At 58.7% G+C, this 21,923-nt stretch carries 20 protein-coding genes, 1 pseudogene and 1 riboswitch; of the genes and pseudogenes, 13 read left to right on the top strand and 8 right to left on the bottom strand.

The genetic code is table 11. The annotated features are described in order from the left end of the window. The 4 genes from E2I15_RS34235 to E2I15_RS38920 form a co-directional block, all read right to left on the bottom strand. Positions 1-306 (bottom strand): FliH/SctL family protein (locus E2I15_RS34235; RefSeq protein WP_502707217.1); only part of this gene is annotated, 306 nt, incomplete at its 3' end. Further along, a complete protein-coding gene (locus tag E2I15_RS34230; RefSeq protein ID WP_137479482.1) occupies positions 303-935 on the bottom strand; it encodes a nodulation protein NolU in 633 nt (210 codons plus the stop codon). The genes E2I15_RS34230 and E2I15_RS34235, both read right to left, overlap by 4 nt. A gap of 11 nt (positions 936-946) precedes the next feature. Beyond that, on the bottom strand, positions 947-1,822 hold the full coding sequence (gene sctJ / locus E2I15_RS34225) for a type III secretion system inner membrane ring lipoprotein SctJ (RefSeq protein ID WP_170991564.1): 876 nt from the start codon (positions 1,820-1,822) through the stop codon (positions 947-949). Then, a complete protein-coding gene (locus E2I15_RS38920; protein WP_246668133.1) occupies positions 1,823-2,329 on the bottom strand; it encodes a nodulation protein NolB in 507 nt (168 codons plus the stop codon). It abuts the gene before it with no gap. Positions 2,330-2,518: 189 nt separating this feature from the next. Between E2I15_RS38920 and E2I15_RS34215 the strand changes: the two genes are divergently transcribed. Together E2I15_RS34215 and E2I15_RS34210 are read left to right on the top strand one after the other, a co-directional pair. Further along, positions 2,519-3,196 carry a nodulation protein NolW gene (locus E2I15_RS34215; protein ID WP_246668134.1) on the top strand — a complete coding sequence of 226 codons (678 nt, stop codon included), beginning with the start codon at positions 2,519-2,521 and terminating at the stop codon, positions 3,194-3,196. A 315-nt stretch (positions 3,197-3,511) separates the two neighbouring features. Further along, positions 3,512-4,360 (top strand): hypothetical protein, encoded by an 849-nt coding sequence (locus tag E2I15_RS34210; protein ID WP_137479484.1) that lies wholly within the window; start codon positions 3,512-3,514, stop codon positions 4,358-4,360. A gap of 782 nt (positions 4,361-5,142) precedes the next feature. On the opposite strand, the gene E2I15_RS34205 is transcribed toward E2I15_RS34210, so the two are convergent. Further along, positions 5,143-6,216, bottom strand: coding sequence for a ribonucleotide-diphosphate reductase subunit beta (locus E2I15_RS34205; RefSeq protein ID WP_155262724.1), 1,074 nt, complete (start codon positions 6,214-6,216; stop codon positions 5,143-5,145). Beyond that, positions 6,207-8,039 (bottom strand): ribonucleoside-diphosphate reductase subunit alpha, encoded by a 1,833-nt coding sequence (locus E2I15_RS34200; RefSeq protein WP_246668135.1) that lies wholly within the window; start codon positions 8,037-8,039, stop codon positions 6,207-6,209. The genes E2I15_RS34205 and E2I15_RS34200 overlap by 10 nt, the downstream gene beginning before the upstream one ends. Positions 8,040-8,249: 210 nt before the next feature. Further along, positions 8,250-8,465, bottom strand: a riboswitch (cobalamin riboswitch). A 55-nt stretch (positions 8,466-8,520) separates the two neighbouring features. On the opposite strand from E2I15_RS34200, the pseudogene E2I15_RS39410 reads away from it, so the two are divergent. Continuing rightward, positions 8,521-8,854: pseudogene (locus E2I15_RS39410) on the top strand (transposase family protein); the annotation flags it as partial. Positions 8,855-8,884: 30 nt separating this feature from the next. On the opposite strand, the gene E2I15_RS34195 reads toward E2I15_RS39410, so the two are convergent. After that, on the bottom strand, positions 8,885-9,838 hold the full coding sequence (locus E2I15_RS34195) for a class I SAM-dependent methyltransferase (protein WP_137479555.1): 954 nt from the start codon (positions 9,836-9,838) through the stop codon (positions 8,885-8,887). Positions 9,839-10,748: 910 nt separating this feature from the next. Between E2I15_RS34195 and E2I15_RS34190 the strand changes: the two genes are divergently transcribed. The 8 genes from E2I15_RS34190 (at position 10,749) to E2I15_RS34155 (ending at position 18,762) form a co-directional block, all read left to right on the top strand. Further along, positions 10,749-12,536 (top strand): HrpF/NolX family T3SS translocon protein, encoded by a 1,788-nt coding sequence (locus tag E2I15_RS34190; protein WP_246668136.1) that lies wholly within the window; start codon positions 10,749-10,751, stop codon positions 12,534-12,536. Between the two features lie 885 nt (positions 12,537-13,421). Continuing rightward, entirely contained in the window at positions 13,422-13,712 is a 291-nt protein-coding gene (locus E2I15_RS34185) for a hypothetical protein (RefSeq protein WP_155262723.1), read from the top strand. A gap of 72 nt (positions 13,713-13,784) precedes the next feature. Next, complete coding sequence (locus E2I15_RS34180) at positions 13,785-14,018, top strand: nodulation protein NopA (protein WP_137479487.1); 234 nt, start codon at positions 13,785-13,787, stop codon at positions 14,016-14,018. A gap of 116 nt (positions 14,019-14,134) precedes the next feature. Continuing rightward, positions 14,135-15,025, top strand: a complete 891-nt coding sequence (locus E2I15_RS34175) for a SctD/MshK family protein (RefSeq protein ID WP_170991565.1) — start codon at positions 14,135-14,137, stop codon at positions 15,023-15,025. A gap of 33 nt (positions 15,026-15,058) precedes the next feature. Continuing rightward, positions 15,059-15,592 carry a hypothetical protein gene (locus tag E2I15_RS34170; RefSeq protein ID WP_137479489.1) on the top strand — a complete coding sequence of 178 codons (534 nt, stop codon included), beginning with the start codon at positions 15,059-15,061 and terminating at the stop codon, positions 15,590-15,592. A gap of 2 nt (positions 15,593-15,594) precedes the next feature. Further along, positions 15,595-16,020 (top strand): histidine kinase, encoded by a 426-nt coding sequence (locus tag E2I15_RS34165; protein WP_170991566.1) that lies wholly within the window; start codon positions 15,595-15,597, stop codon positions 16,018-16,020. A 10-nt stretch (positions 16,021-16,030) separates the two neighbouring features. Further along, the gene (gene sctV, locus E2I15_RS34160) at positions 16,031-18,148 is read left to right on the top strand and encodes a type III secretion system export apparatus subunit SctV (protein ID WP_137479490.1); all 2,118 of its coding nucleotides are present in this window, start codon (positions 16,031-16,033) and stop codon (positions 18,146-18,148) included. Between the two features lie 29 nt (positions 18,149-18,177). Further along, on the top strand, positions 18,178-18,762 hold the full coding sequence (locus E2I15_RS34155; RefSeq protein WP_137479491.1) for a tetratricopeptide repeat protein: 585 nt from the start codon (positions 18,178-18,180) through the stop codon (positions 18,760-18,762). Positions 18,763-18,957: 195 nt separating this feature from the next. On the opposite strand, the gene E2I15_RS34150 is transcribed toward E2I15_RS34155, so the two are convergent. Beyond that, the gene (locus tag E2I15_RS34150) at positions 18,958-19,278 is read right to left on the bottom strand and encodes a hypothetical protein (protein ID WP_137479492.1); all 321 of its coding nucleotides are present in this window, start codon (positions 19,276-19,278) and stop codon (positions 18,958-18,960) included. Between the two features lie 779 nt (positions 19,279-20,057). Here E2I15_RS34150 and E2I15_RS34145 point away from each other — a divergent pair. Next, entirely contained in the window at positions 20,058-20,768 is a 711-nt protein-coding gene (locus E2I15_RS34145) for a hypothetical protein (protein ID WP_246668137.1), read from the top strand. A gap of 346 nt (positions 20,769-21,114) precedes the next feature. Further along, positions 21,115-21,864 carry a P-loop NTPase family protein gene (locus E2I15_RS34140; RefSeq protein WP_137479493.1) on the top strand — a complete coding sequence of 250 codons (750 nt, stop codon included), beginning with the start codon at positions 21,115-21,117 and terminating at the stop codon, positions 21,862-21,864. Positions 21,865-21,923 lie beyond the last annotated feature (59 nt).

The raw sequence follows: 21,923 nt of genomic DNA, 5'->3' as shown, positions 1-21,923 counted from the left end.
GATCTCAATGACCAGTTCGGGCAATTGCTGCTCCAGAACGGCCTTTCGCTGCGCGAGTTCACACGCAGCCTGCGCAATCAGTCGCGTCATTTGCTCTGCGGCTGCCTTGACGCCCTCGGCATGGCCGCGCTCCCGTTCCCGCTCATAAGCTTTGCGTCCCCAGCTGCGAACACGCTGCAGGTGCCGCTCGGCAGCGGCCCGCGCGTCTACGGCGTCATGCCAGATCTTGAGCTCGGCTGCCGGGATCAGGGGTCCAAGCGGGCGGATCTGCGGGGTCACAGGCAATGCTGGGACGTCGAGCGTCATACCGTGGCAGCCTCCGCCCTCAAATGGGCCATAACTAAGGAGAGCAGCGCGCCTGCGGCGCAACGGTGCTCAGCTGCCGGATTGTCCGCGGCGGTGCCAACGGGCAGGCGTAGAAGCACACGGCTACGGTCGAGCGCTGGAGCCTTATCGAGCCAGGCACCAAGACAGGCATGTCCATCATCTTCAATCTGTCGCGACAGGTGTTCCGGATCGGCAATAGGGGTTGTTGCGACTGCACTCGATAGATGCCGGATGGCGAAAGCATGCGCTTCAGCACCGATCATTTTGACCAAAATTGACAGATCGTGCTTTGAAACCAGCTTCAGGACGGAACGTGCATGCCAGATACTGCCGGCGAGCAGGGCAGCGCGCCGCGGATCATGCCCGAGCAAAGGATCCTCGTTCCAGCCAGCTCCGCTCACATCGACTTCGTGGCCGACCAGCAGTGCGGCCAGTCTTGGCTGCAGCCTAAAACTCTGCTGTAGTCGGAGCAACGTGGCCGGCGACAGCAGCGGATCAAGACAGGCAGCAAGGCGGCTCGGATGGATCGAGGCAGTAAGCTCGCGCAATTGATCGGAAGCCAGCGTGAACGAACGATTGGGTTCAGTGGGAGACATTGATACCGACATGAGCGTCCTGGCTATGTCGCATCAGACATGATCTTTTTACCAGCAGCCTGAACGGCGGGCACATTCGAACGCCTGCTGAACGTGATCAGTTTGCGCGATGATTGGCCGAACTGACGAAGACGCGCACCGAGCAACACATAAGATGCAATGACGAATACGGCGCCGGCGCCACCAACCCCAAGCGCAAGCCACGGCGTTGAAGCAGATTTTGCGGATTGAGCTGAAGAGGCTGCCGGCGACGCTGGCTGCTCAAGCGGAGTTCGCTCAACCGGCACGAAGACCACAGCCACCTTGTCGTAGGACAGCCCTTCAATGCTGTTGGCTACGAGCATCTTGATCTGAGGCAACAGCGCCGAGAGCTTTGCGTTGGAGCCATGTCGGATGAAAACCGACGCTGAGGACGGGGTCGCATCTTGCCGCAACAGATCGTTTTTAGGAAGGACCACGTGGACCCGGGCGGACAGGACGCCGTCGATATCGCTAATCGTACGCGACAATTCCTCGCTGAGGGCATAAACGTAACGGGCCCGCTCCTCGATCGGCGAGGCAACGAGGCCGGACCCCTTAAATACCTCGCCAAGATTCTTGAAAGATTGGCGCGGCAGCCCCTCAACATTCAGCAAGTCAATCGAATAGGCGAGCTGCCTTTCCTCGACCTGGATCGTGCTGGTCCCATCCTTGGCGACAACACGAGCTGCATCGACACCCTTGCCAAGTAGAAGCGCAAGCATCTCATTGGCTTCACGCTCCTGAATCTTACTGTAGAGGTCAGCTTTGCAGCCGAGCAACGGAACAAGAAGGGGCAGAGCAAGGCAAACGCGAAGCCGTCGCCACGATTGACGGCTGCCGCTGCCCGCACTGCGCATCCCACCAGGCATCAGCCTCATTCAGCCCGCCGATAGCAGCTTGTTCAGCGACGAACTCACGGCGCTGGTGCTCTTAGAGACAAGGGACACCTGAACGACGTCCCGGTAGACATCCCGCAGATTCACCATCATCGAATCGAAATCGGCCGCTACCGGTTTAACTGTCGCATGCGCGCCGATGTCGAGCGGCTGCGCGGCAGGTCCAGGCTGGATGACGCTCGGCGCAGACGGCACATTAGCAGCCGCCGGAGCACCGACATGGCTGTGGTACATGGTGGAAAGCGCTTGAAGGATGCGATCACCCGGCGGATTCGCCAGCGTGTTCGCGCGCTGCACTTCCGATACCGGCGGAACGACTGCGGCTCTATCTGCGACCGATGAGGTGGCACTCTGGTTGGAGGCCGCTTGTGCAAGAGACTGCTCAAAGTGGGCCTGCTCGCCAGCAGCTGCCGGCGAGCAGGCATTGGCAAGACAGTCGGCTGAATTGGGTGAGATCGGCGTTGCGCCTAACATCATATAAGGAGTCATTGCGCTCGTTGATGAAACCAGGCGTTGTCAACACTGAACGGATCAAGATCGTAGAACGGTGAGCTGACGAAAACCTGACGAGGATGCGCCGCCTTGCGTCATCTAAAGATCACGTTTGGCGTCCAGGCTGGACCGAAATTCCAAGTTTAATTCTCAGAAGGCCTTCAGGAAATGTTTGTCCGATCTACGATGGTATTGAAGAGAATTCTTTACGCCGGAGGTTTCATCTGTCTTGGAATGGTCAGCGCGCTTGGCGCCCCCCTCTCGCTGCCGTCGGCCCTTTATAGCTACACGGTTCTGGACCAGGACCTTTCTGCAGCGCTGCAGGAGTTTGGCAACAATCTCAATATCAGGGTCAATGTCAGCACTGAAGTGAAGGGCCGGATTCGCGGACGAATGCCGGACCTGCCACCGCGCGAGTTCCTCGAGCGTTTGACCAACCTTTACAATCTTCAATGGTATTACGACGGCCTCGTGCTTTACATATCTGCGGCCCACGAGGCGCAAAGCCGACTGATGGTGTTGAGCCCGATCAGCTTCGATGCGTTCAAGACCGCGCTAGATGCGCTCAACATCTCCGATGAACGCTATATCGTGAAACCCGCCCCGGGCGATGGCCTCGTGCTGGCTTCGGGCCCGCCACGCTTCATCGCGCTGGTGGACCAGACGTTGAAGGGCCTTGTGGCGGAGGCGCAGGCGCGGCGCAATCCGGCCGCCCCCGAAAGGCCGCCGCGGGATTCGGTTTTGATGTTGTTTCGCGGCTCCTCGAGCGTGGTTATTCGGGACGGACGCCCGGAAGGGCATTATTCGCCCGACGCGCCGCATCAGGATGGCGCCCTGCGCGAAGCTGGCACGGGCCAGAGGTGACCAACCAAAGCGAGACACCTTCAGCCAAAGTCGATCCGGTCTGCATTGGCCCAATCCGTCTGATCGTCAGCCTTTCGAAAGCTGATGCTTCCAGCATGAGCTTGCGGACATCTGGATGGCGGCGCCTTCTACCGAGCGCAATGGATGTGGACAACCAGCTCCCCCTAGGCGCGAGCGGAAGCGGGTGAGCGTCATCTTTGCCGGAAGCTCGGGGCTCAAAGGTCAACGCAAGCTTGCGTACCAGTTGCGTCGGAGCCGAAGGACATGAGCTTTCGTCTCGCTTGATCCGCTTCATCATGGGAAAGGAGTGACAGGATGGATTTCAATGCAATCGGTTCAGCTAATGCGGGCCCAGAGCCCGAGCCACCAGAACCGTTCACGGACGCGCCCAGCTTTGAGCAGCGGCTGAGTGGCGCGCACGCTAGTGCTCCGCCACAACATGCTGCCCCTCCAGTGCTGCAGGGGGACGCCTATTCGCCATATTTGGGTGCAGGCCATCCCTATTCGCCATACCTGGATGCTGGCCACCCCTATTCGCCGTACCTGGATTTGGCGCATCCGTCGACCGACCTGGGCTGGGAAGATAATTCGCATACGCCAACTGCGGACCACATCGCGCCAGAACTGGAAAGCTTTCCGCAGCCCCTGTCTCAGCAGACGATCGCCCAGGCGATTGAGGCTCATCCTGACATCGATCAGGATCTGATATGGCAGAATGTGGATGCTGGCCCTTCGGGCGCGGGGCCATCGCCATCACATGCAGGGCCATCGTACGCCGGACTTGTGCAGGCCAGGCCGTCCCACGCCGGCCCCTCCCACGCTCGACCATTGCAAGCCGGGCCGTCCGAGGCAGGTCCTTCCGAAGCCACACCACCAGAACTTTCCGGGTTCCGCATGGTGGAAGGCCGTCTCGCTAAGGATTACTGGGTTTTCACCGGCCAAACAGCCACAGACGCTGAGATCGATATGCTTGAGCGCAGCGGAGTGAAGCCGAGCAGGGAGCAGCCCTCAAAGGTTTTCACCCTTCTCGGGGTGCCTCACACAGCCGAATGGAGGGACGAGGGCTTCATTCGTCTCACACCGTCGCTGGATCCGACCCTTTGGCCTGAAGAGCCGGCTGAAGATCGACCTGCAGACTCTGAGGAAGATCCACCTGCCCGCTAGCGACATGGCCCGTGCCTCGGCAGGGCCATGTCCGTGGCGCCGAAAGATTGAAATTGCGAACGGCAACAGCAGTCGGTGACGGCCCTCGGCCGGCGAAAAATTGCCAAGCCCCTCTTTAAGGCCCAATCGATCAGTGCAGAGACCTGGTCACGTTAAGATAGGTGCACGGCGAGAGACAAACGATCACCCGTGCGCCCTCTTCTTACTTTTGCCTACTCCGCCCTGCACTTTGCGTGGACCGACACCACGGAGTCGGCCACCTTGACCATCACGCGTGATTGTCACGTACACAGCCGCCGGCCCGCAGCATTCAAGTCAGGCTTTTCCGCGTCCCCTTGGCCAAGGTGAGTAAAACCGTTTCCGTCCGCCCTTCCCAGGAGGACGGCGAGCGTGCAACCAATTCATCTTAGGCCGCATTGCAGGCGGCCTTAACGCAAACCGCGTGGACATCGATTACGTCGCGCGCCTCGTGAAAACTGCAATTGAGGTCATTTGCGCATCGGCATCAACGGCCGCAGCTTTCTTCGATCGGTTGCCCGATACCGCGCTGCCTCTGCTCAGCCCACCCGGAGCGTTTTTGATAAACTCCGATACTGGCGGACACCTTAGGTGTGCTCAACACGCCACTTTGGCACGTCCGTCCCGAAGGCCCGCGACCACGATTTGGAGCGGCATAGATCATGCCACTTGACGTCGGCTGCGGCCCCGCAATCACGGCAGAGCCGACTTTCGCAAACGTCCGAAAATGCGCGGACGGGCACTCCAAAGCGCTTTCCGTCTGGCTACGTCCGGCCGAAAGTTGCCCACACCCCGTCTTCGCCGTCCCAGCTGCCGCGGCTCGCCGCCTTGGAGTACTCCGTGGCGCGCTGCTCGAAGAAATTGGCGTGCTCGACGCCATTGAGAATCTCGACGAGCCAAGGCAGCGGATGCGCCTTGAGCTGGGTGAACCCGCCCTCGTTGGCTTCGAAGAAGCCGAAGACCGGGGCAATCCGCAACTGGGTCAGTCGCCAGTCGGCGACATAGCGGACGTAAGTGTGGATCTGCTCAGGCCTCATGCCCTCGATCCTGCCGAGGCCGAAGGCGAGGTCGACGAAATTCTCCTCCAGCTTCACCATGGTATTGGCGACGTCGACGATATCGTCACGGACGGAGCGCGTCACCGCGCCGGTTTCACGGTTCCATTCGTGAAACAGCTTGATAATGCCCTCACAATGCAGGCTCTCGTCGCGAACCGACCAGCTTACGATCTGTCCCATGCCGTTCATCTTGTTGTGGCGGGGGAAATTGAGCAGCATCGCGAAGCTCGCGAACAACGCCATCCCTTCGGTGAAGGCGCCGAACATCGCCAAGGTCCTGGCGACATCGGCTACTGTGTCGACGCCGAACTCGTGCATGTAGTCCGCCTTGGCACGCATCTCGGAATAGCCGCGAAATGCCTCGAACTCGGTTTTGGGCATGCCGAGCGTTTTGAGCAGCAGCGCATAGGCGTCGATGTGGACCGTCTCCATATTGGTGAACGCCGCCATCATCATCTGGATGGTGAGCGGCTGGAAGATCGGGATGTAGCGCTTAAGATAGTTATCGCCGACTTCGATGTCCGATTGAGTGAAGAAACGGAAGATCTGAGTGAGCAGCGCGCGCTCGCTGTCGGTAACGTGGTCCGACGCCCAATCTTTCAGGTCGGCACCAAGCGGCACTTCCTCGCCCATCCAATGGGTCTGCTGCTGGCGCTTCCAGAACTCGTAAGCCCAGGCGTAGCGATCGACGTCATAGCTGCCAGTCGAGTCGAGGAGGCCGACGCACCGTTTGCCGATCAGTGTGCGTGGATCGACGGATGAGAGATCGATCACTGACATGCTAGGCACTCCTCATAGTCAGCGCGCCGCTGCGCCGGCTGCGGCCGCGCCGCCTTGTCGCCGTCAGCGATGTTGCCGGCAAACGCCGCCCGCGAGATCGATTTTGAACGGCAGTAGTAGAGGCTCTTCACCCCGCGCTTCCATGCCGTCCAATGCAGCATGTGAAGGTCCCACTTATCGACGTCAGCCGGCAGATAGAGGTTAATCGACTGGCTCTGACAAATGAACGCGGCGCGGTCGGCGGCTAGCTCGACGATCCAGCGCTGGTCGATTTCGAAGGCGGTGCGAAAGACCGCTTTCTCGTGCTCCGACAGGATGTCGAGATGGGCGACCGAACCCTCGTGCGCGATGATCGACTGCCAGGTTGCCGAAGTATCTGCGCCCTTGGCGGCCAGCAGCTTGGCGAGATGCGGATTCCGCACCGAGATGGCACCGGACAAGGTCTTATGGGTGTAGATGTTGGCCGGGATCGGCTCGACGCAAGCGCTGGTCCCGCCGCAGATGATGCTGATCGAGGCGGTTGGCGCGATCGCGATCTTATGGCTGAAGCGCGCCATCACACCGCGTTCCAGTGCATCCGGGCACGGCCCACGCTCGCGCGCGAGCGTCACGGATGCCGCGTCGGCATCGCGACGGATTTTCCGGAACATGTTCAGATTGAACGACTTGGCCACGACACTTTCCATCGGAATGCCCTTGGACTGCAGGAACGAATGGAAGCCCATGACGCCGAGGCCGACGGAGCGCTCACGCAAGGCGGCGTAGCGGGCACGCTTCATGCCGTCCGGCGCCACCGTGATGAAGTGGGTCAGCACGTTGTCGAGGAAGCGCATGACATCCTCGATGAAGCCTGGCTTCTCATTCCACTGGTCCCAGGTCTCGAGGTTGAGCGACGACAGGCAGCACACCGCGGTGCGGTCCTCGTCGCGATGATCGATGCCAGTCGGCAGGGTAATTTCGCTGCACAGGTTGGAGGTAGAGACCTTGAGGCCGAGCTCGCGCTGGTGCTTGGGGAGCGACCGGTTGACGGTGTCAATAAACAACAGATAAGGCTCGCCGGTCTGAAGTCGGTTCTCCAGGATGCGTTGCCACAGCTGCCGGGCGTCGATCTCGCGGATGACACCGTTGGTCTTCGGGCTGCGCAGAGCGAACGCGGTGCCGGCGCCCACGGCACGCATGAACGCGTCGGTAACGCTGATCCCATGGTGCAGGTTGAGACTCTTGCGGTTGAAGTCGCCGGACGCCTTGCGGATCTCGAGGAACTCCTCGATCTCGGGGTGGTGGATATCGAGATAGACCGCCGCAGAGCCGCGCCGCAACGAGCCCTGGCTGATCGCCAATGTCAGGCCGTCCATGACGTGGATGAACGGGATGATACCTGAGGTAACGCCGCCCTTCACCTTCTCGCCGATCGAGCGAACGTTACCCCAGTAGGTGCCGATGCCGCCGCCGTTAGAGGCAAGCCAGACATTCTCGTTCCAGGTGCCGACGATGCCTTCGAGCGAGTCCGACACCGAGTTAAGGAAGCATGAGATCGGCAGACCGCGCGTGGTGCCGCCGTTGGACAGCACCGGTGTGGCCGGCATGAACCACAGCCGAGACATCGCATCATAGAGACGTTGGGCATGCGCAACATCATCCGCGAAGGCGCAAGACACCCGCGCGAACATGTCCTGGAGCAATTCGCCGGCGAGCAGATAACGGTCTGTCACCGTCAGCTTGCCGAACGGCGTCAACAGGTCGTCGCGCGTCCGATCGAGCTTGAGATCGGCCGGCCTTGGCGATGGCGCAAGGGGGCGCGGCAGCGGAGCCGGCGATGGCAAGACACGACACAACTCAGGCGGCTTAGGCCATGCCTGCGCTGGTCCCGCCCGCACATGCGACGGCTCAATGAGATGACCCTCCTGATCGAAATTGTAAGACGACGACATCGGCAACCCCGCGATGTGAGGCGTGGGCCGCGCGGACGACTTGCGAGGAATCCGGGCAAATGTCCCCGGCTGCAAGCGACCCACCGGGGCACCCCGCCCGAGGACTTTCGTTCAGTCGCGGCAGGTCTCCTGGCTCGCGGGTCACTGCGGCCGTCGGCCTTCCCGGCGCTGTGTCGCGCCAGTGACCATGATGACAACCGCTCGCCGCTTACAGTTGCGGGGGCAGCCCCGGAGTTGCCATTTTGGCGCACCGGGTTCCCTCTTAGCTTCCGACCTACAAGGTGTGGGGAGCGGAAGACCGTGACTGGCTAGAGATAGGCACCACTCGCCGGGATTCGTCAACTGGAGAGATCGAGATTTAGAAGGCAAAAACATACCGACCGCCCGGACCACGCTATCGCCGCTGTCACTTCCGCTGCAGATGATTGAAGATGCCGTTGGGCCGCCTTTCCAGTTTCCGTTAAGTTTGCGTATAGTCGAGGAAATTCTGGCCCACGTGTCGCGTTGATGCGATCTATGAAACCGCGCGTCAGTGGAGAGGGAATTCGGCAAGGCGCTCTCCGATTTGAATCGCAGCGCTCCCCCGCTCGCGGCGACAAACGGCATCTGGACGAAGTCGTTATCCATCGTCGGCGAACAACGTCGGCTCTGGCGCGCCTTCGACCAGAATGGCTTTGTTTTTCGACGTATTGATCCAGCGCCGAAGGACTCGCGCGCTGCACTGTGGTCCTTAACTGTCAGGGCTCCAGCGCAACCTGCAAACCCTCGTCGCTTTCAACATGAACGTAACGGGGCCCAATCGGACGTCCCCTGCCGCTGGCGACGGTGACAACGTCTTCCAGAGGCCTGGCCCGTGCATCCGCCTCTGGGCGAGACAAGATCAGATCGGCATGAAACAGCCCCTCTGATTCGAGGCCGGTCGCATCCACACCAAGGGCCGCCAAGCTGGCCAAACAGCTTTCAAACTCTTCAGCATCGCGAAAGCGACGCTGGATGAACGTCACGCCGGTAAGACGTTCTGTCACAAGACCACGCTTTGCAAACGCCTCGGCCAAAGATTCAAATGGGAACATTCGTAGCACGAAGGAGATGATCCATGGTTGCTTCTCTGTCGCATCGAGAATCTCGCTGAACGTCTTCTCGGTAACGTAGCCGATGCATCCGGTTGACATGATAACATCCACGGAGCGGAGAATGCGCGCGCTGTCCGTCGATAGCGCCTCCTTTTCAAGGTCAGCGACGATGCCCTGCTCCAAGAGGCCAACACTCTTTGCATAGCTGATCGCCCGTGCCGACACATCGAGGCCGATAAAGCGCGCCAACCCGACATCAGGCCAGGCTGCATAAAAACTGCGATCGAGACTCACCAGTGTCTCAGAACTGATCGCCCTCATCTCACGCCGAGCGTAGCGGTGACGCAAGCCTCCGAAGGTCAGCGGAAAGCGATGCACCGCTGCGTTGATGCCGTATGAACATCCAACATCGAGCACGACGGGCTTAAGGCCGGTTGCCGAAGCTTTCGCTGCCAGGATTTGGCGCACAACCGGCTCAGCCACGTCCGGGATCATATAATCCAGGTCTCCGAGGATCGAGAAATATGCCCTCGGATCATCAGAAGCATAAATATCATAGAATAGAGCTTTAGACCGATTAATACGCGAAAAATCTACCCGCAACACAATTTCTCCCATCTCATTTGCAAGCGAGTCGACGGCAGGAGCCTTCGTACTCGCCCGCACTTTGGTATACAGGTCGGCCTTACACCCAACGGTGCGATAGCAGAAGCGGCAAGCGGACAAGAGCATCCGCCAGCGCAAGACTATCATGACACTGGTCCCGCACCGATGAACAGCCGCTGGAGATACATTCGGCCGAGTTGAGAGCGGTCGAGGCGACGGCAGGCAACATGAGAAGGACCGTTTCTGTCGCGTGATAAGATTGGCAGCATTCGTGAGCGCGAATGCGCCAGCCCATTAGAGAAGCGAGCTGACCGAAAGCTGACGAGCGTTCGTTACCTGATAATCACGGCTGGCTTCCACTTAGGAAGAAGCATCGGCCTCAAAATTTGGGACGAATTTTGGTGCCGATCCTGTCGTGAAAAATAGCAGGTATACCCATCCGATCTCGGAGGCTGTCATCTTGAGGAAAGAGCTATGTGTTACTGTTTTCACCTGCCTGACGTCGTCCGGACGCTCGGCGCGCCGCTGACGCTGCCATCGACGCCTTACAGTTACACGGTTCTGGATCAGGAGCTTAACTCGCTGACATGGCACCAGGCCAGGCGAACGCAACCAAACGAAGCTGGCACCGGCATTGAAATACGTCCAGGTCCCTTGCTTGCAAGGCTATTTCATTAATCACCTTAAAATCGTCTGAGCGCCGTCAGCTTCTCGAAAGGTTGTCCGTTTTACCATACGGCGTGAATATCTAGACGGCGGTGTTCCCATGGATAGTCGCGGAACTGAGCGCTGAAGGCGCACTGAGCAACAGGACGCAAGTGATAGGACCTGTTGAACTCTGCCGATCAACACGCCTTGTTCGTCGCGATCTCGGGCCGCGCTGGTGACCGTCTTGTGGTGCACTCTTATCGGAGGACGTGTAATGTCAGTCGACCTATCGCCAACCGCCAACTCAACTTTGGCTTTCTCCGGAATGCCCGCCCCGCCCTCTTCGGCGCAGGACTTTGCCAGCTTTCAGGCGATGCTGGCCAGCCTCACGTCGAAAGACACGACCAGCGATCATTCAGCACCGCGGGAACCGGCCCCCACAGAATCAACCAAGCAACTGACGGAGGAACTCACGCAGGAGGCGCGGAATATCCTGCCACCAGAGATAAGGGCAGCATTGGATGCATATCAGGATGACCCACAGCCGTCCTGTGCTGCCGGCAGCCCGATCATTGCGGAAGCGCCCGTACAAAGCTCAAGGATCACTTGGAACGGTGGCACGCTGACTAATGCGGAACTGCAGATTGTCTCCGTACTGAACCGCCACAAGGACAAGTGCCCGCTTGATTGGAAATCTCTGGGAGATTTGGCCAACGATCCTTCGACACCGCCGGATCTAAAGGCGGCGATCGAGGCACTGCAACAGGATCCGGAGCTCTTCTACGCGATCGGTTCGCAAGGCGACGGCCGCTGTGGCGGCAGGATCAAAGCCGGCGATCTCTGCGGGTTTTCCGACCATCACCCTCAAGTTGCCGCGTTCCAGGAGCAGCGGGCGCGGACCTACGAGCAGAACTACATGCCATCCGACGGTTCCGGGAACGGTGAGCCATCGGTCATGAACCTGACCGATGCCTTGCGCGAACTCTACCGCTATTCCGATAACCTGCCCAAGAACTTGAGCCTAGCGGATTTCAGGCACATCGTGGACGGCAATGCCGACATTGGCAAATGCCCCCCACAGGTCCTCGCGGCGGCTCAGTATTTTCTCGACCACCCGAATCAATGGAAGCAGTTGTACGGCGGCTCGATAGATCAGGTCCACAAAGAGGACTTCCTGCAGGTCGCTTCGTCATCGATGAGTCTCACTCGAGACGAGCTGGGCACACTAAACACGATCAACAAGAACCAGGACGCTTTCTTTGGAAATGGCGATCTGACCCGGGAAAAGCTCGTGAGTATGGTGGACGACAAGAGCCTTTCCCCCGAGGTGCGAAGCGCGGCTTCCCAGCTGCTCTCGGATCCTGTGCTGTTCGGGTTGATGAACAACGCGATTACTGGCTACAAAACCCACCACAAGTTTTTTGACTTCGGCGGCGGCCATACGGTTGATTCGGGAAACATCAGCAGAAACGATTTCAACCAGTTCTTCAACAACATGTCTGGTGCGAACCGCGCCGCTCCGCAATTGAAAACGCATGCCGCTCAAACGCCGGCCGAACAGGAGGCCACGGCGGACATGATGATTGGCGTGGCAGACCAGCCCGACATCAAGTCTCCCAAGAAGAACGGCGGTGCCCTCATGCACGCACTCAATGACGTGCTCAAGGTGGGCTCGAAGGTACTCGACTGGACGGCGACGGCCGTTGGTGTACTCGGCTTCATTCCAGGGCTCGGCGAACTGGCCGATCTTGCTTCAATGGTGATCGAGGCCGAAGCGCAAGCTGCAAATCTTCTGCACACCGCAATCAGCGGCGGCAACATGAAGAAGGCGCTGGAGGAAGCCGGGCTCAGTCTTGCGGCGCAGGCCGTGGGCTGCATCGCCGGCCCCGAGGTCAAAATAGCGATTCGAGAAGGCTTGGTGAAGCAGGCAATTCAAGAAGCGGCGACGGCCGGCATCAACCTGCCGGTGTCGATGGCCCAGTCCTACGCCGAGGACTATCTGAATAACCTCAAGGCACGGATTGAATCCGAGCGCACGCAAGCTGCAGGTGCCTACGCCTAGTCGTAGCGGCGCTATCGACGCAGGATGAAGCTGGACGAAAGGCTAGCTTGCGAGGCCACCACGCGGTAGGGTCGTCCCCGCCGCGCAGGTCGCGCAAGCATATTCGATGCTTACACCGACGAGCGTGTTTGTCGAAGCTAAACCAGCGCATTTGTCGGCTGCACTCGAGCGCCCGACGGGCGTTCTCACATCGCGTTGGCCACCGCGACGATTTCGCCGGGCCGATTGCGCCACCCGTCGCGGACAGTGACCTTGTCGATGCCTTCACCTCGCGACGGAACCGGACGGAGCGGCAAACCTGACCGGTTTACGTCGTCGGATCGAGAGCACATTGCTGGACGTGACGCTCAAAGTCCTTGTCTCCAGCACCTCCTGATCGCTGTCCACGAAAGTGGTCCATTTTTATGGGACTGCTACGAGCGGGACTAGAGGATCGCTCTTCGTCGCTTACTCGCATGAGCAACTTCAACCTGCCGCCCCGCCCGGGCAGGATCGAGACAAATCGCTGCCTGGTTCGAGGCAACCAAATTGCCGAACAAGCTGAGGGGGTCCCGGCCGGGCGGTCCCCTCATTGGGCCACGTCAAAGCCTAAGTCCATTTTATCCATCCTGGCGCTTTCATTCCCCTCATCAAAGCTGCGCTCCGATGAACAACGGCTTGCCTGATCGAGTGCCACATAGGCGAGATCTTGTACCAACTCTCTGATCTGCAGCTTTCGCCGACACACTGCCGAAATATGAAGCGGCGTGTCCAGAGGCAACACCGAAGAGATTGGCTTACTGTATTTCTGCGGCTCGTCAGCTTGTCGAAAGCTAATGCTTCCATAGTAGACGTGACGGAGACCGCTTCCTCCGCACGAACGAAGTTTTGAAGTAGGAGAACCCGATGCGCGTTTCCAGCTCCAGCGCCGCTGGGCACCTTGATACTGACCTCCACGCGACTGGCGGCGGCAAAAAGGGATCTCGGCCGCCTGGCGAGCACGATGATCATGGCCAATCGCATGGTGCAGGAGCTCCCTTAAATGGCGGCGGCGCGTCTGGTCCAGACGCCGGCTCGCAAGCCGCTGCTTTGCAGCAAGCGTTTAACGCTGCTCTCGGCACCGTCGCCATCCAGTTTGTAAGTAGTGCAATGGATCGTTTCAACGACACCATGGCCGAGACAGAGGAGGATTCCTGACTCGCATGTTGCGGCGTCAGGAAAATCGGAGCCGCAAGGCGCGGCAATCTTCGAATGAACAGGAGAAACAATATGGCTGATAAGGTTGGTGCTTCTCATACCTCGACGGCGGGTGGCGCAGCTGGTACTGCTACTGCAGCCGCGGGTTCCGCCGCTGCTGAAGCTGCGGGAGAAGCGGCATTCAACAGGCAGCTCGCCGCCCTGACTGCCAGCAGCACGAAGGCTGCCGAAAGGGATGTAGAACTTCGCGTCGTCTCGACAGAGCTCACGACCGTCAAGAAAGTGGCCGACGAGCGAGTGCAGTAACGGATGAAGCGGGACGAAATTATATCGTCCCGCTTTTGCCGGCCGCATGATCTGTGAAGTCGCAACAGACCGTACGGCATTGCCGTACGGTCTCGTTCTTCATTCAGGAGACGATCGTGAATGAACCAGCTTCCCCGCTATTCGAAGTGTTGTCGGGGTCTTATTCCGGGCTGACCGGCAAAGCGGGGGGCGGCCCCTGCTTGATTGGCAGCAGCCTCGATGCTGATTTGGTCTTCATCGAGCAAGGTCTCGAACCGCACCATCTTCGCGTCAGTTGGCACGTCAGCTCGATCGAGATCGAGGCCCTTGCCGCGAACGTCGCGATCGAGGGCCGCGACCCTATTTCGCCAAATGAGCCCGTGGTTGTCCCTCTTCCTGCCGTCATCCATATGGGCGCGATGTCCATTCGCTGCTCGACCGAAGGCCCTCAGCAAGCCGGCTCTACCGGGCGCTGGCATGTACCGATTATCCCGCTCGCCTTGGTCCTCATCAGCTCTGCCGCAGTTGGCACCCTTTCAACGAGACTTGTCCAGTTCGACAGCGCCGCAGCGCTGAGCACCTCGTCCACCGTCACGGACATTGCCCCCAAAATCGCGCTCGCGCCCTCCGATGTTCCGGCCAGCGACGCAGCGGCTGAACGGCTGCAACGGGAAGTTGACGCAGCGGGCCTACTGGGCGTCAAAGTCGGTTCTGGGCCGGGCGTTGTGACCGCCGATGGCACTATTACGCCTGCCTCGCTCGCTAAATGGCGTGAAATCCAGCAGCGGTTCGATGTCCAAAGCAATGGTGCTTATACGCTCGTCAGCGCGCTCGCCATCAAGGAGGAGAAGGCGCCCCCCGCAATTGCCGTCCAGGCAGTTTGGCGCGGAAACGCCCCTTATCTGGTCATTGCTGGTCAAAAGTACTTCGCGGGTGCACTCCTGAGCAATGGATGGACCGTAAAGGAGATCGAGGACGGACGTGTGCTGCTGACACGCAATGGCCAGCTTGCTGCTTTGTCTTATTAGAGTTCTAGCCCGCGGCCAACGAAGGAACGTTTCATGACTAGGCTGCCGCAGCGGTCCGTAGAGCCTGGCACCTTTCAGCGAATTAACAACGAGCATCATGCGCCTGTCATCGCCCCGGCCACACCTCAGGCCAGCAGCATCGGCATCGACAAGGTCTATGGAAACGGCAAGGGTTACACGTCAGTTGTCCAACAGCCCGAAGCGCAGGAGCGGTTGGCTGCCAGCACGATCGATGACGCGCTCGCACTCAAGTCAATCGATCCGATCTCGCGGATCAATCCCACTGATGCCACCGAGCACGCAGGTAAGAGCGAAACCAGTGCGGAACTTACCTGGCTGAAGGGTCCCAATCTTGCGCATAGCCTGCTCTCCTTCGTCACACCCCGCCTGCGTCATTCGCATGTTGTACGTCCAGAGCAACACGTCCTTCTCCTCGAGCGTCTCGCCGATGCGCTGTCAGCCGCGCCAGAGGGCTCGGTCGCAGCCGACGGGGCCGCGCTTCTGCGGCTGGAGCTGCGGCGGTTAATCCTGCTCCGGCAGAATCACAACAGCTTGGTCCCAGGCTAGCAATGTCAGATCCGCACGACGTGCAGCACTTCACACCTACCCAGTCGCCGAATGTTTCCAAAACCGATCGGGTAGTTCCGATCTCTGGGCCCGAGCGCAACTTGCTCTGCGCGCTTTCCTATGTCCACCTTGCGTGTGGGCAGAGCGCACACAGTCTGGCTCTCTTGCGGCTCGTCGTTCACGAACATTCTCAAGACGTCGAGCTGCTTCGCATCTTCGCCTATGCCCTCATCTCAGAGCGCCTCGGCGAGGAAGCGCTATCGGCATTGGACAGGCTGGACATGCTTGATGATCAGCCATCGTCGCGCCTGCCATTGCTGCTGCTGCGCAGCCATGCTCTGCGTCAGGCTGGCCGCATGGCCGAGGCGCAGGCCACCTTCAAGCGCTATGTTTCCTTGCGGGGCAGCCCGGCTCCGGTCAAACAATAAGGTTTTTTGCATGGCCAGGCACCTACGAAATCTCGTCGCCCGCGCACCGGCCCATCCGGATATCATGGTCGCACTGATGCTGCTTCTGGCAATCGGAATGATGATCATGCCGATCCCGATCATCGTGATTGACATGCTTATCGGCTTCAACCTTGGCTTTGCCATATTGCTGCTGATGGTTGCCCTCTATCTCAGCACGCCGCTTGATTTTTCGTCGCTGCCGGGCGTCATTCTGATTTCGACGGTTTTTCGTCTGGCGCTGACTATCGCAACAACGCGCCTGATTCTTGCGGAGGGTGACGCCGGCAGCATCATCCACACCTTTGGCGACTTCGTCATTTCGGGCAATATCGCTGTCGGAATCGTCATATTCCTGATCGTGACCATGGTGCAGTTCATGGTCCTTGCCAAAGGCGCCGAGCGCGTCGCAGAGGTGTCAGCGCGCTTCACGCTCGATGCACTTCCGGGCAAGCAGATGGCGATAGATGCGGAGCTGCGCAACAACCATATCGATCAACACGAAGCACGTCGCCGGCGCGCGGCACTCGAGCAAGAAAGCCAACTTCATGGTGCAATGGATGGCGCCATGAAATTCGTGAAAGGCGACGCGATCGCCGGGCTGATTGTCATCTGCATCAATATGCTGGGCGGAATCAGCATCGGCCTGCTCTCCAAGGGTATGTCGCTCGATGCCGCGATGCATCACTATACGCTGCTGACGATAGGTGATGCGCTCATTTCACAGATTCCGGCACTGTTGCTGTCGATTACGGCCGCGACCATCGTCACACGGGTCAACGGGCCTTCCAAGCTCAAGCTTGGGGCCGATATTGTCAGCCAACTTACGGCCAGCACACAAGCGCTTCGGCTGGCGGCCTGCGTCTTGTTGTTAATGGGCCTCGTTCCTGGCTTCCCCTTGCCCCCCTTCGTCATCTTGGCCGCGCTCTTCGCTGCCGCAAGCTGTGTCAAGGTCGGCGCGAAAGTCGACAAGCCTGCCGCGAAGCCAGCCACAAATGTCACCGCCTCGGCTCCGGCTCCAGCACAGACACAGAAGCAAGCCGCTCACGCGGAAGCACTTCCGATCGCGTTATTCCTCGCGCCGAACCTGACACATTCAATCGACAAGAACGAGTTGGAACAAAGCATCGCGCGCGTTTCAACGTCGGTATCGGCAGACCTTGGAATCACGGTTCCGCGCATCCCGGCCCAGATTGATCAGAACCTATCCAAGTCGCAGTTCAGAATAGATGTCGATAGCGTGCCGGTTGAGCGGGATGTGATCGATCCGACGCAACTCGCACTCAACGATGATATTGCGAACATTGAACTAAGCGGCATCCCATTTCGGAAAGATCCGGAGACGGCTCGCGTATGGATCGAAGAACGCCATGCAGCTGCGCTCAAAGCCGCCGGGATCGGACACCACCGTCCGGTCGAAATTCTTGCTTTACGTCTCCATTCCACATTGACACGCCACGCACAGCGCCTGGTAGGCATTCAAGAGACCCGTCAACTGCTTGCCCGAATGGAGCAGGAGTACCCCGATCTGGTGAAGGAAGTGCTTCGTACGGCGACCATTCCTCGGATCGCAGAGGTCCTGCGCCGCCTGCTCGATGAGGGGATACCCATTCGCAACACTCGCCTCCTCCTGGAGGCCCTTGCAGAATGGAGTGAACGCGAGCAGAACGCCGTTCTGCTCACTGAATATGTTCGTGCCGCGCTGAAGCGGCAGATCTGCTTTCGCTATGCCAATGCCCACCGCGTGGTGGCCGCCTTTATCATCGAGCGTGAGACTGAAGAGATAGTGCGCGGTTCGGTGCGCGAAACCGCTGTCGGACCATATCTCGTTCTGGACGATCGGCAGAGCGAGAAGCTGCTTTCACAATTCCGTCAGATCCATTCGACCATCGCACAAAGCCAAAGCCAGCCCGTCATTCTGGGCGCGATGGATATCCGGCGCTTCGTTCGCGGCTTTCTCACCCGCAACGGGATCGATCTGCCCGTTCTGTCTTATCAGGACCTCGCCTCGGATTTCACAGTCCAGCCAATTGGGTCCGTGAGACTTCCGCCTGCCAAGGAACGGGTTCCTTCCTCGGAGCGTGGCGGGCTGCTTCCCGCCGCAAGTTGACAGAGCAGCAGCTCGTCGTGAGATAACCTATGAATTCCTATGAAATAAGCCGCTGGCGACGCTTCTCTCGCTCAGCCTTGTGCTCGGCCTTGCTCGCTATGGTTCTGCTCGCCGGCTGCGCTAACCCGGATGGGTCGGCCCTTTCATCGCGGCAGACGCCCTCGTCAGACCTAGCTGACGCCAAGGCGATCGATCCTAGCGTGCGCGAACCAATTCCATACAGACCCGGTCGGGATGCTGATGAGCAAACTCTGCGCGATACGTTGAAGCAACAACCAAACAATGTCGATGCGGCGATCTCTCTTGCGCGGGTCCTGCTGGCCCGCAAATTGCCTGATCAAGCGCTTCAGGCTCTCGATAATGTCCTCTTGGCGTCTTCCGGCGATCTGCGCATACTGAACGCCAAGGGCGTTGTCCTCGATCAGAAGGGCCGCCATCAAGAGGCGCAAGGGCTATACCGCAAAGCTCTCGAAAGAGACCCCTCAAATGCGATGTTGCGCAACAATCTCAAACTGTCGCTTGCGCTAGAAAGTAAGACGGAGACCGAGGATGCCGGGCCACAACCGCAGATGGACGGCGCCTTGGCCCGAGCAAGATGGCGCAGCGAACAATAGCGTCCAGAGCTTGACGCCTGAGTGGCCGGCTTGCCGATAGCTAAGTTCGCCTTCAGCGTCCGCACTATACGCCGCCGCCAAACATCAAGAGTGATAAGAGATGTGGTCGATAAGTGTACGAATTGCCACGTGTATAATATCGCAATCTCTTGCACATGCTTACGAGACCGCCGCCTTGCACCGGCGGAGATCACATCAAGCCTGCAGTCCGACATTCGTGAGGGCTTTCGCGGTCTCGATAGAATAGACAACATCCTCCGTGAACCGCTGCTTGGCACCTTTCATCCACCCCTGAAGAATGCCGATCTGGTCGGGCGCTGACGACGTCGAGGAGACATCCTTGAAAAACTCCGTCAACTGTGTCGATTCGATTTGAATGCGCTCATGCCAGTGCCAATAGGCCTCTGAGTACTTTTTCACAAACTCGCTTTGCGCTCCGATGGCTCGCTTCGTGAAGTCTTGAAATGCGCCGGCTGCAATGCCGATGTCATCGTTGATCCCGGCTTCTTTCGTCATCACCATCTCCTGTGTGGTTGTATATAGACGAGACGACACCTGAGCAGAACTCCAGCATGTCTCCCATGATCCCTAGTTGGCGCGTCTGCACACCAGCTTACAATTGTGACGCCACTATTTTTACTTTCCGACCGAGCAAGTGTCGTGCCACAAACGATCGTGAGGGGTTGCCGTCCCCGAACAGGAAAACCATGTGCTTGATACAGTGCTCCCGCAGCTAAAATCCGCGGTGTCGGACTCTGGACAGGTAAGTATTACACCGGACAGGACAGAGTGCGACAGGAATAAAGGGCAATAGCAGTTTGTGCTAAACAGCGACGAAGGCGGATCGGGGAGCATTACCAACCACTCCAACGCTCTGAGTCTGCTTAACTGGCGCTCTCGCACAGCACGTTGCTTGGCGTACGTCCCATCGCTCGACGCTCCGCGGCAGCATACGGTGGCGGCCATGTTGTCGTGCAGTCCGAGCAACTGGTCGATGGTAGGCTGACGAACTATGCGTGCCGATCAGTACGACGTAACCAGTCGGCTTAGGGAGTGACGTTCGACCCAAGGAGCGGTAATCGCGTGTATTCGGCTCATTCTTGACTTGCTTCTCACCGCGATAAACTTTCGCTGGCATTAACCGGGACCTTCGATTGGCCGAGAGCGGCACGACCCGGAATTTACCCGCCAAAACTAAGAGGCGACGGCCGTTTCGTATGCAGCTAATATTTGCCAGGGCTCTGGCAGACAAAAATAGAAACGTTCGCCCGAGCGCTCGCGGCTAGGGGACAGGGATGATCACGCCGGTTCGACGGGACTGGAATCCAAACGAATTGTTCAGCGCTCTTACACCTGCGATGTTCTGCGCCGAACCATCAGCCATACGCGCACGTTGGGATAAATTGTGGCCTGACCTATACACGGAATATGACGCCCGGTATTTGAAACACGAACTTGCCGCCAGAAATCTCATCGCGACCGATGAAGCTGCGGCATTTCTCAACGCCTGGGCGATTGATGAAGAGCGCCACACCAATGGCTTCATCCGCATCATTGAACTTGTCGCGAACGGATCCGAAAAGGATCTTCGCGAGAGATTGGGCGCTCGATCGCATGACTTTGGTCCGATCACCGACTACCTGAAGGACGAATTCTCCTTGCTGGTTATGATTGCGTTTGACGAAATGTGTACTTGCCGCGCCTACGCGGCAGAAAAGCCGTTTTACGACGCTCTTGGCAACAATACGTTTCATCACTGGCTGCGAGAGGTAATTGCCGATGAGGCGGTTCATTCGATGAACGCCGTTAATGTCATTCGCGCGCTCTATCGCGACCGCATTGGGCAAGTCGGCGCAATGCTCGATAGCCTAATCCGCGCGTTCGGTAATCTACGCTACTCTGGCACGTTCGTCCTCGACTACTTCGGCACAGCGTACTCCAAGGAGCTTCTCGCCAGCGCTCGCCTCGCGACCATGAGAAACATCGCCAAGCCACTCCCGGCCTAGAACGAGACAGTGACAAGCGAGAGCGATTTGATCCGGCGTCATTCGGCGTCATGATGGTGATCGCGATCATCGGCGCGTACGGTCGACTGCTCGAAGAATTGTTCCTTCAGCTCATCGCAAACCTCACGTGAAACGCGATCACGAGAGATTAGTTGCTGTCATCGAATTGCATCGTCGTTGCAATCAAAGAACTCTGATGGCTCGGCATTGGAAAACCTCACCGATCGCACCGCACCCGCATCGAAGATTCAATAGCCCCTTCTTTCTGCCATGTTCGCATCCAAAGCAAAGACACGCCGATTGCGCACGTCGCGCGCGGCAATAGCGAGTGTCTCAGGAGAATTCCATGGTGAAGCCGGTTGTGATTGTGGTGGGCGCGGACAAAGGAGGCGTCGGCAAGACGACCGTGTCACGGACGCTTCTCGACTACTTCAACGTCAATAACGTGCAAACACGCGCATTCGACACGGAGTCGCCGCGGGGAACGTTGAAGCGCTTCTATCCCGCAATCACCGAGATCGTCGATATGACGACGACGGCGGACCAGATGAAGATCTTCGATACCCTGAACTCAGGGCTATCCGTCACTGTTATCGATGCTCGCGCCGGCTTACTATCCACAGCACTGGCCTCCTTGCGCGACATCGGCTTTTTGGATTCGGCGCGATCCGGCCAGATCACTTTTGCCGTATTCCATATTCTGGGATCATCCATCGCTTCGCTGGACGAGATCGCCGAGACCGCGACCTTCATGGCCGGCGCAAAGTATTATCTGGTGAAGAACTTCATCAACGACACTCAATTCTTCCAATGGGACCAATCGACCTATAATTCCTATTTTCACCGCATCAAGCATGCGACCGAGTTGACCATCCCGAAGCTCAACGAGATGGCCTATGAGCAGGTCGAAGTCGCTTCTGTCCCATTCGTAGATTTTGTCGCAAACAAGGGGCGGAACGATGAGCCGGCGAACAATTCCTTCGTTCTGCGCGGCTATGTACGGCACTGGCTGGCAAATGTCTGGAGCGAGTTTGATCGCATCAACTTGACGGAATTGGCCGGCGCCAAGTCAGCGACTCGGAGCGGCGAGAACTAGTCGCATTATCGGCGAGCGACGGGTTGAGCCCAGGGACGAAGCGAGATTGATCTGCTGGC

Origin of the sequence: Bradyrhizobium sp. BR2003, assembly GCF_009720285.1 — a bacterium.
In the GTDB taxonomy this organism is placed as follows: domain Bacteria; phylum Pseudomonadota; class Alphaproteobacteria; order Rhizobiales; family Xanthobacteraceae; genus Bradyrhizobium; species Bradyrhizobium elkanii.
Note: the sequence above shows the minus strand (reverse complement) of the source record. Positions and strands in the feature narration are given on the sequence as shown.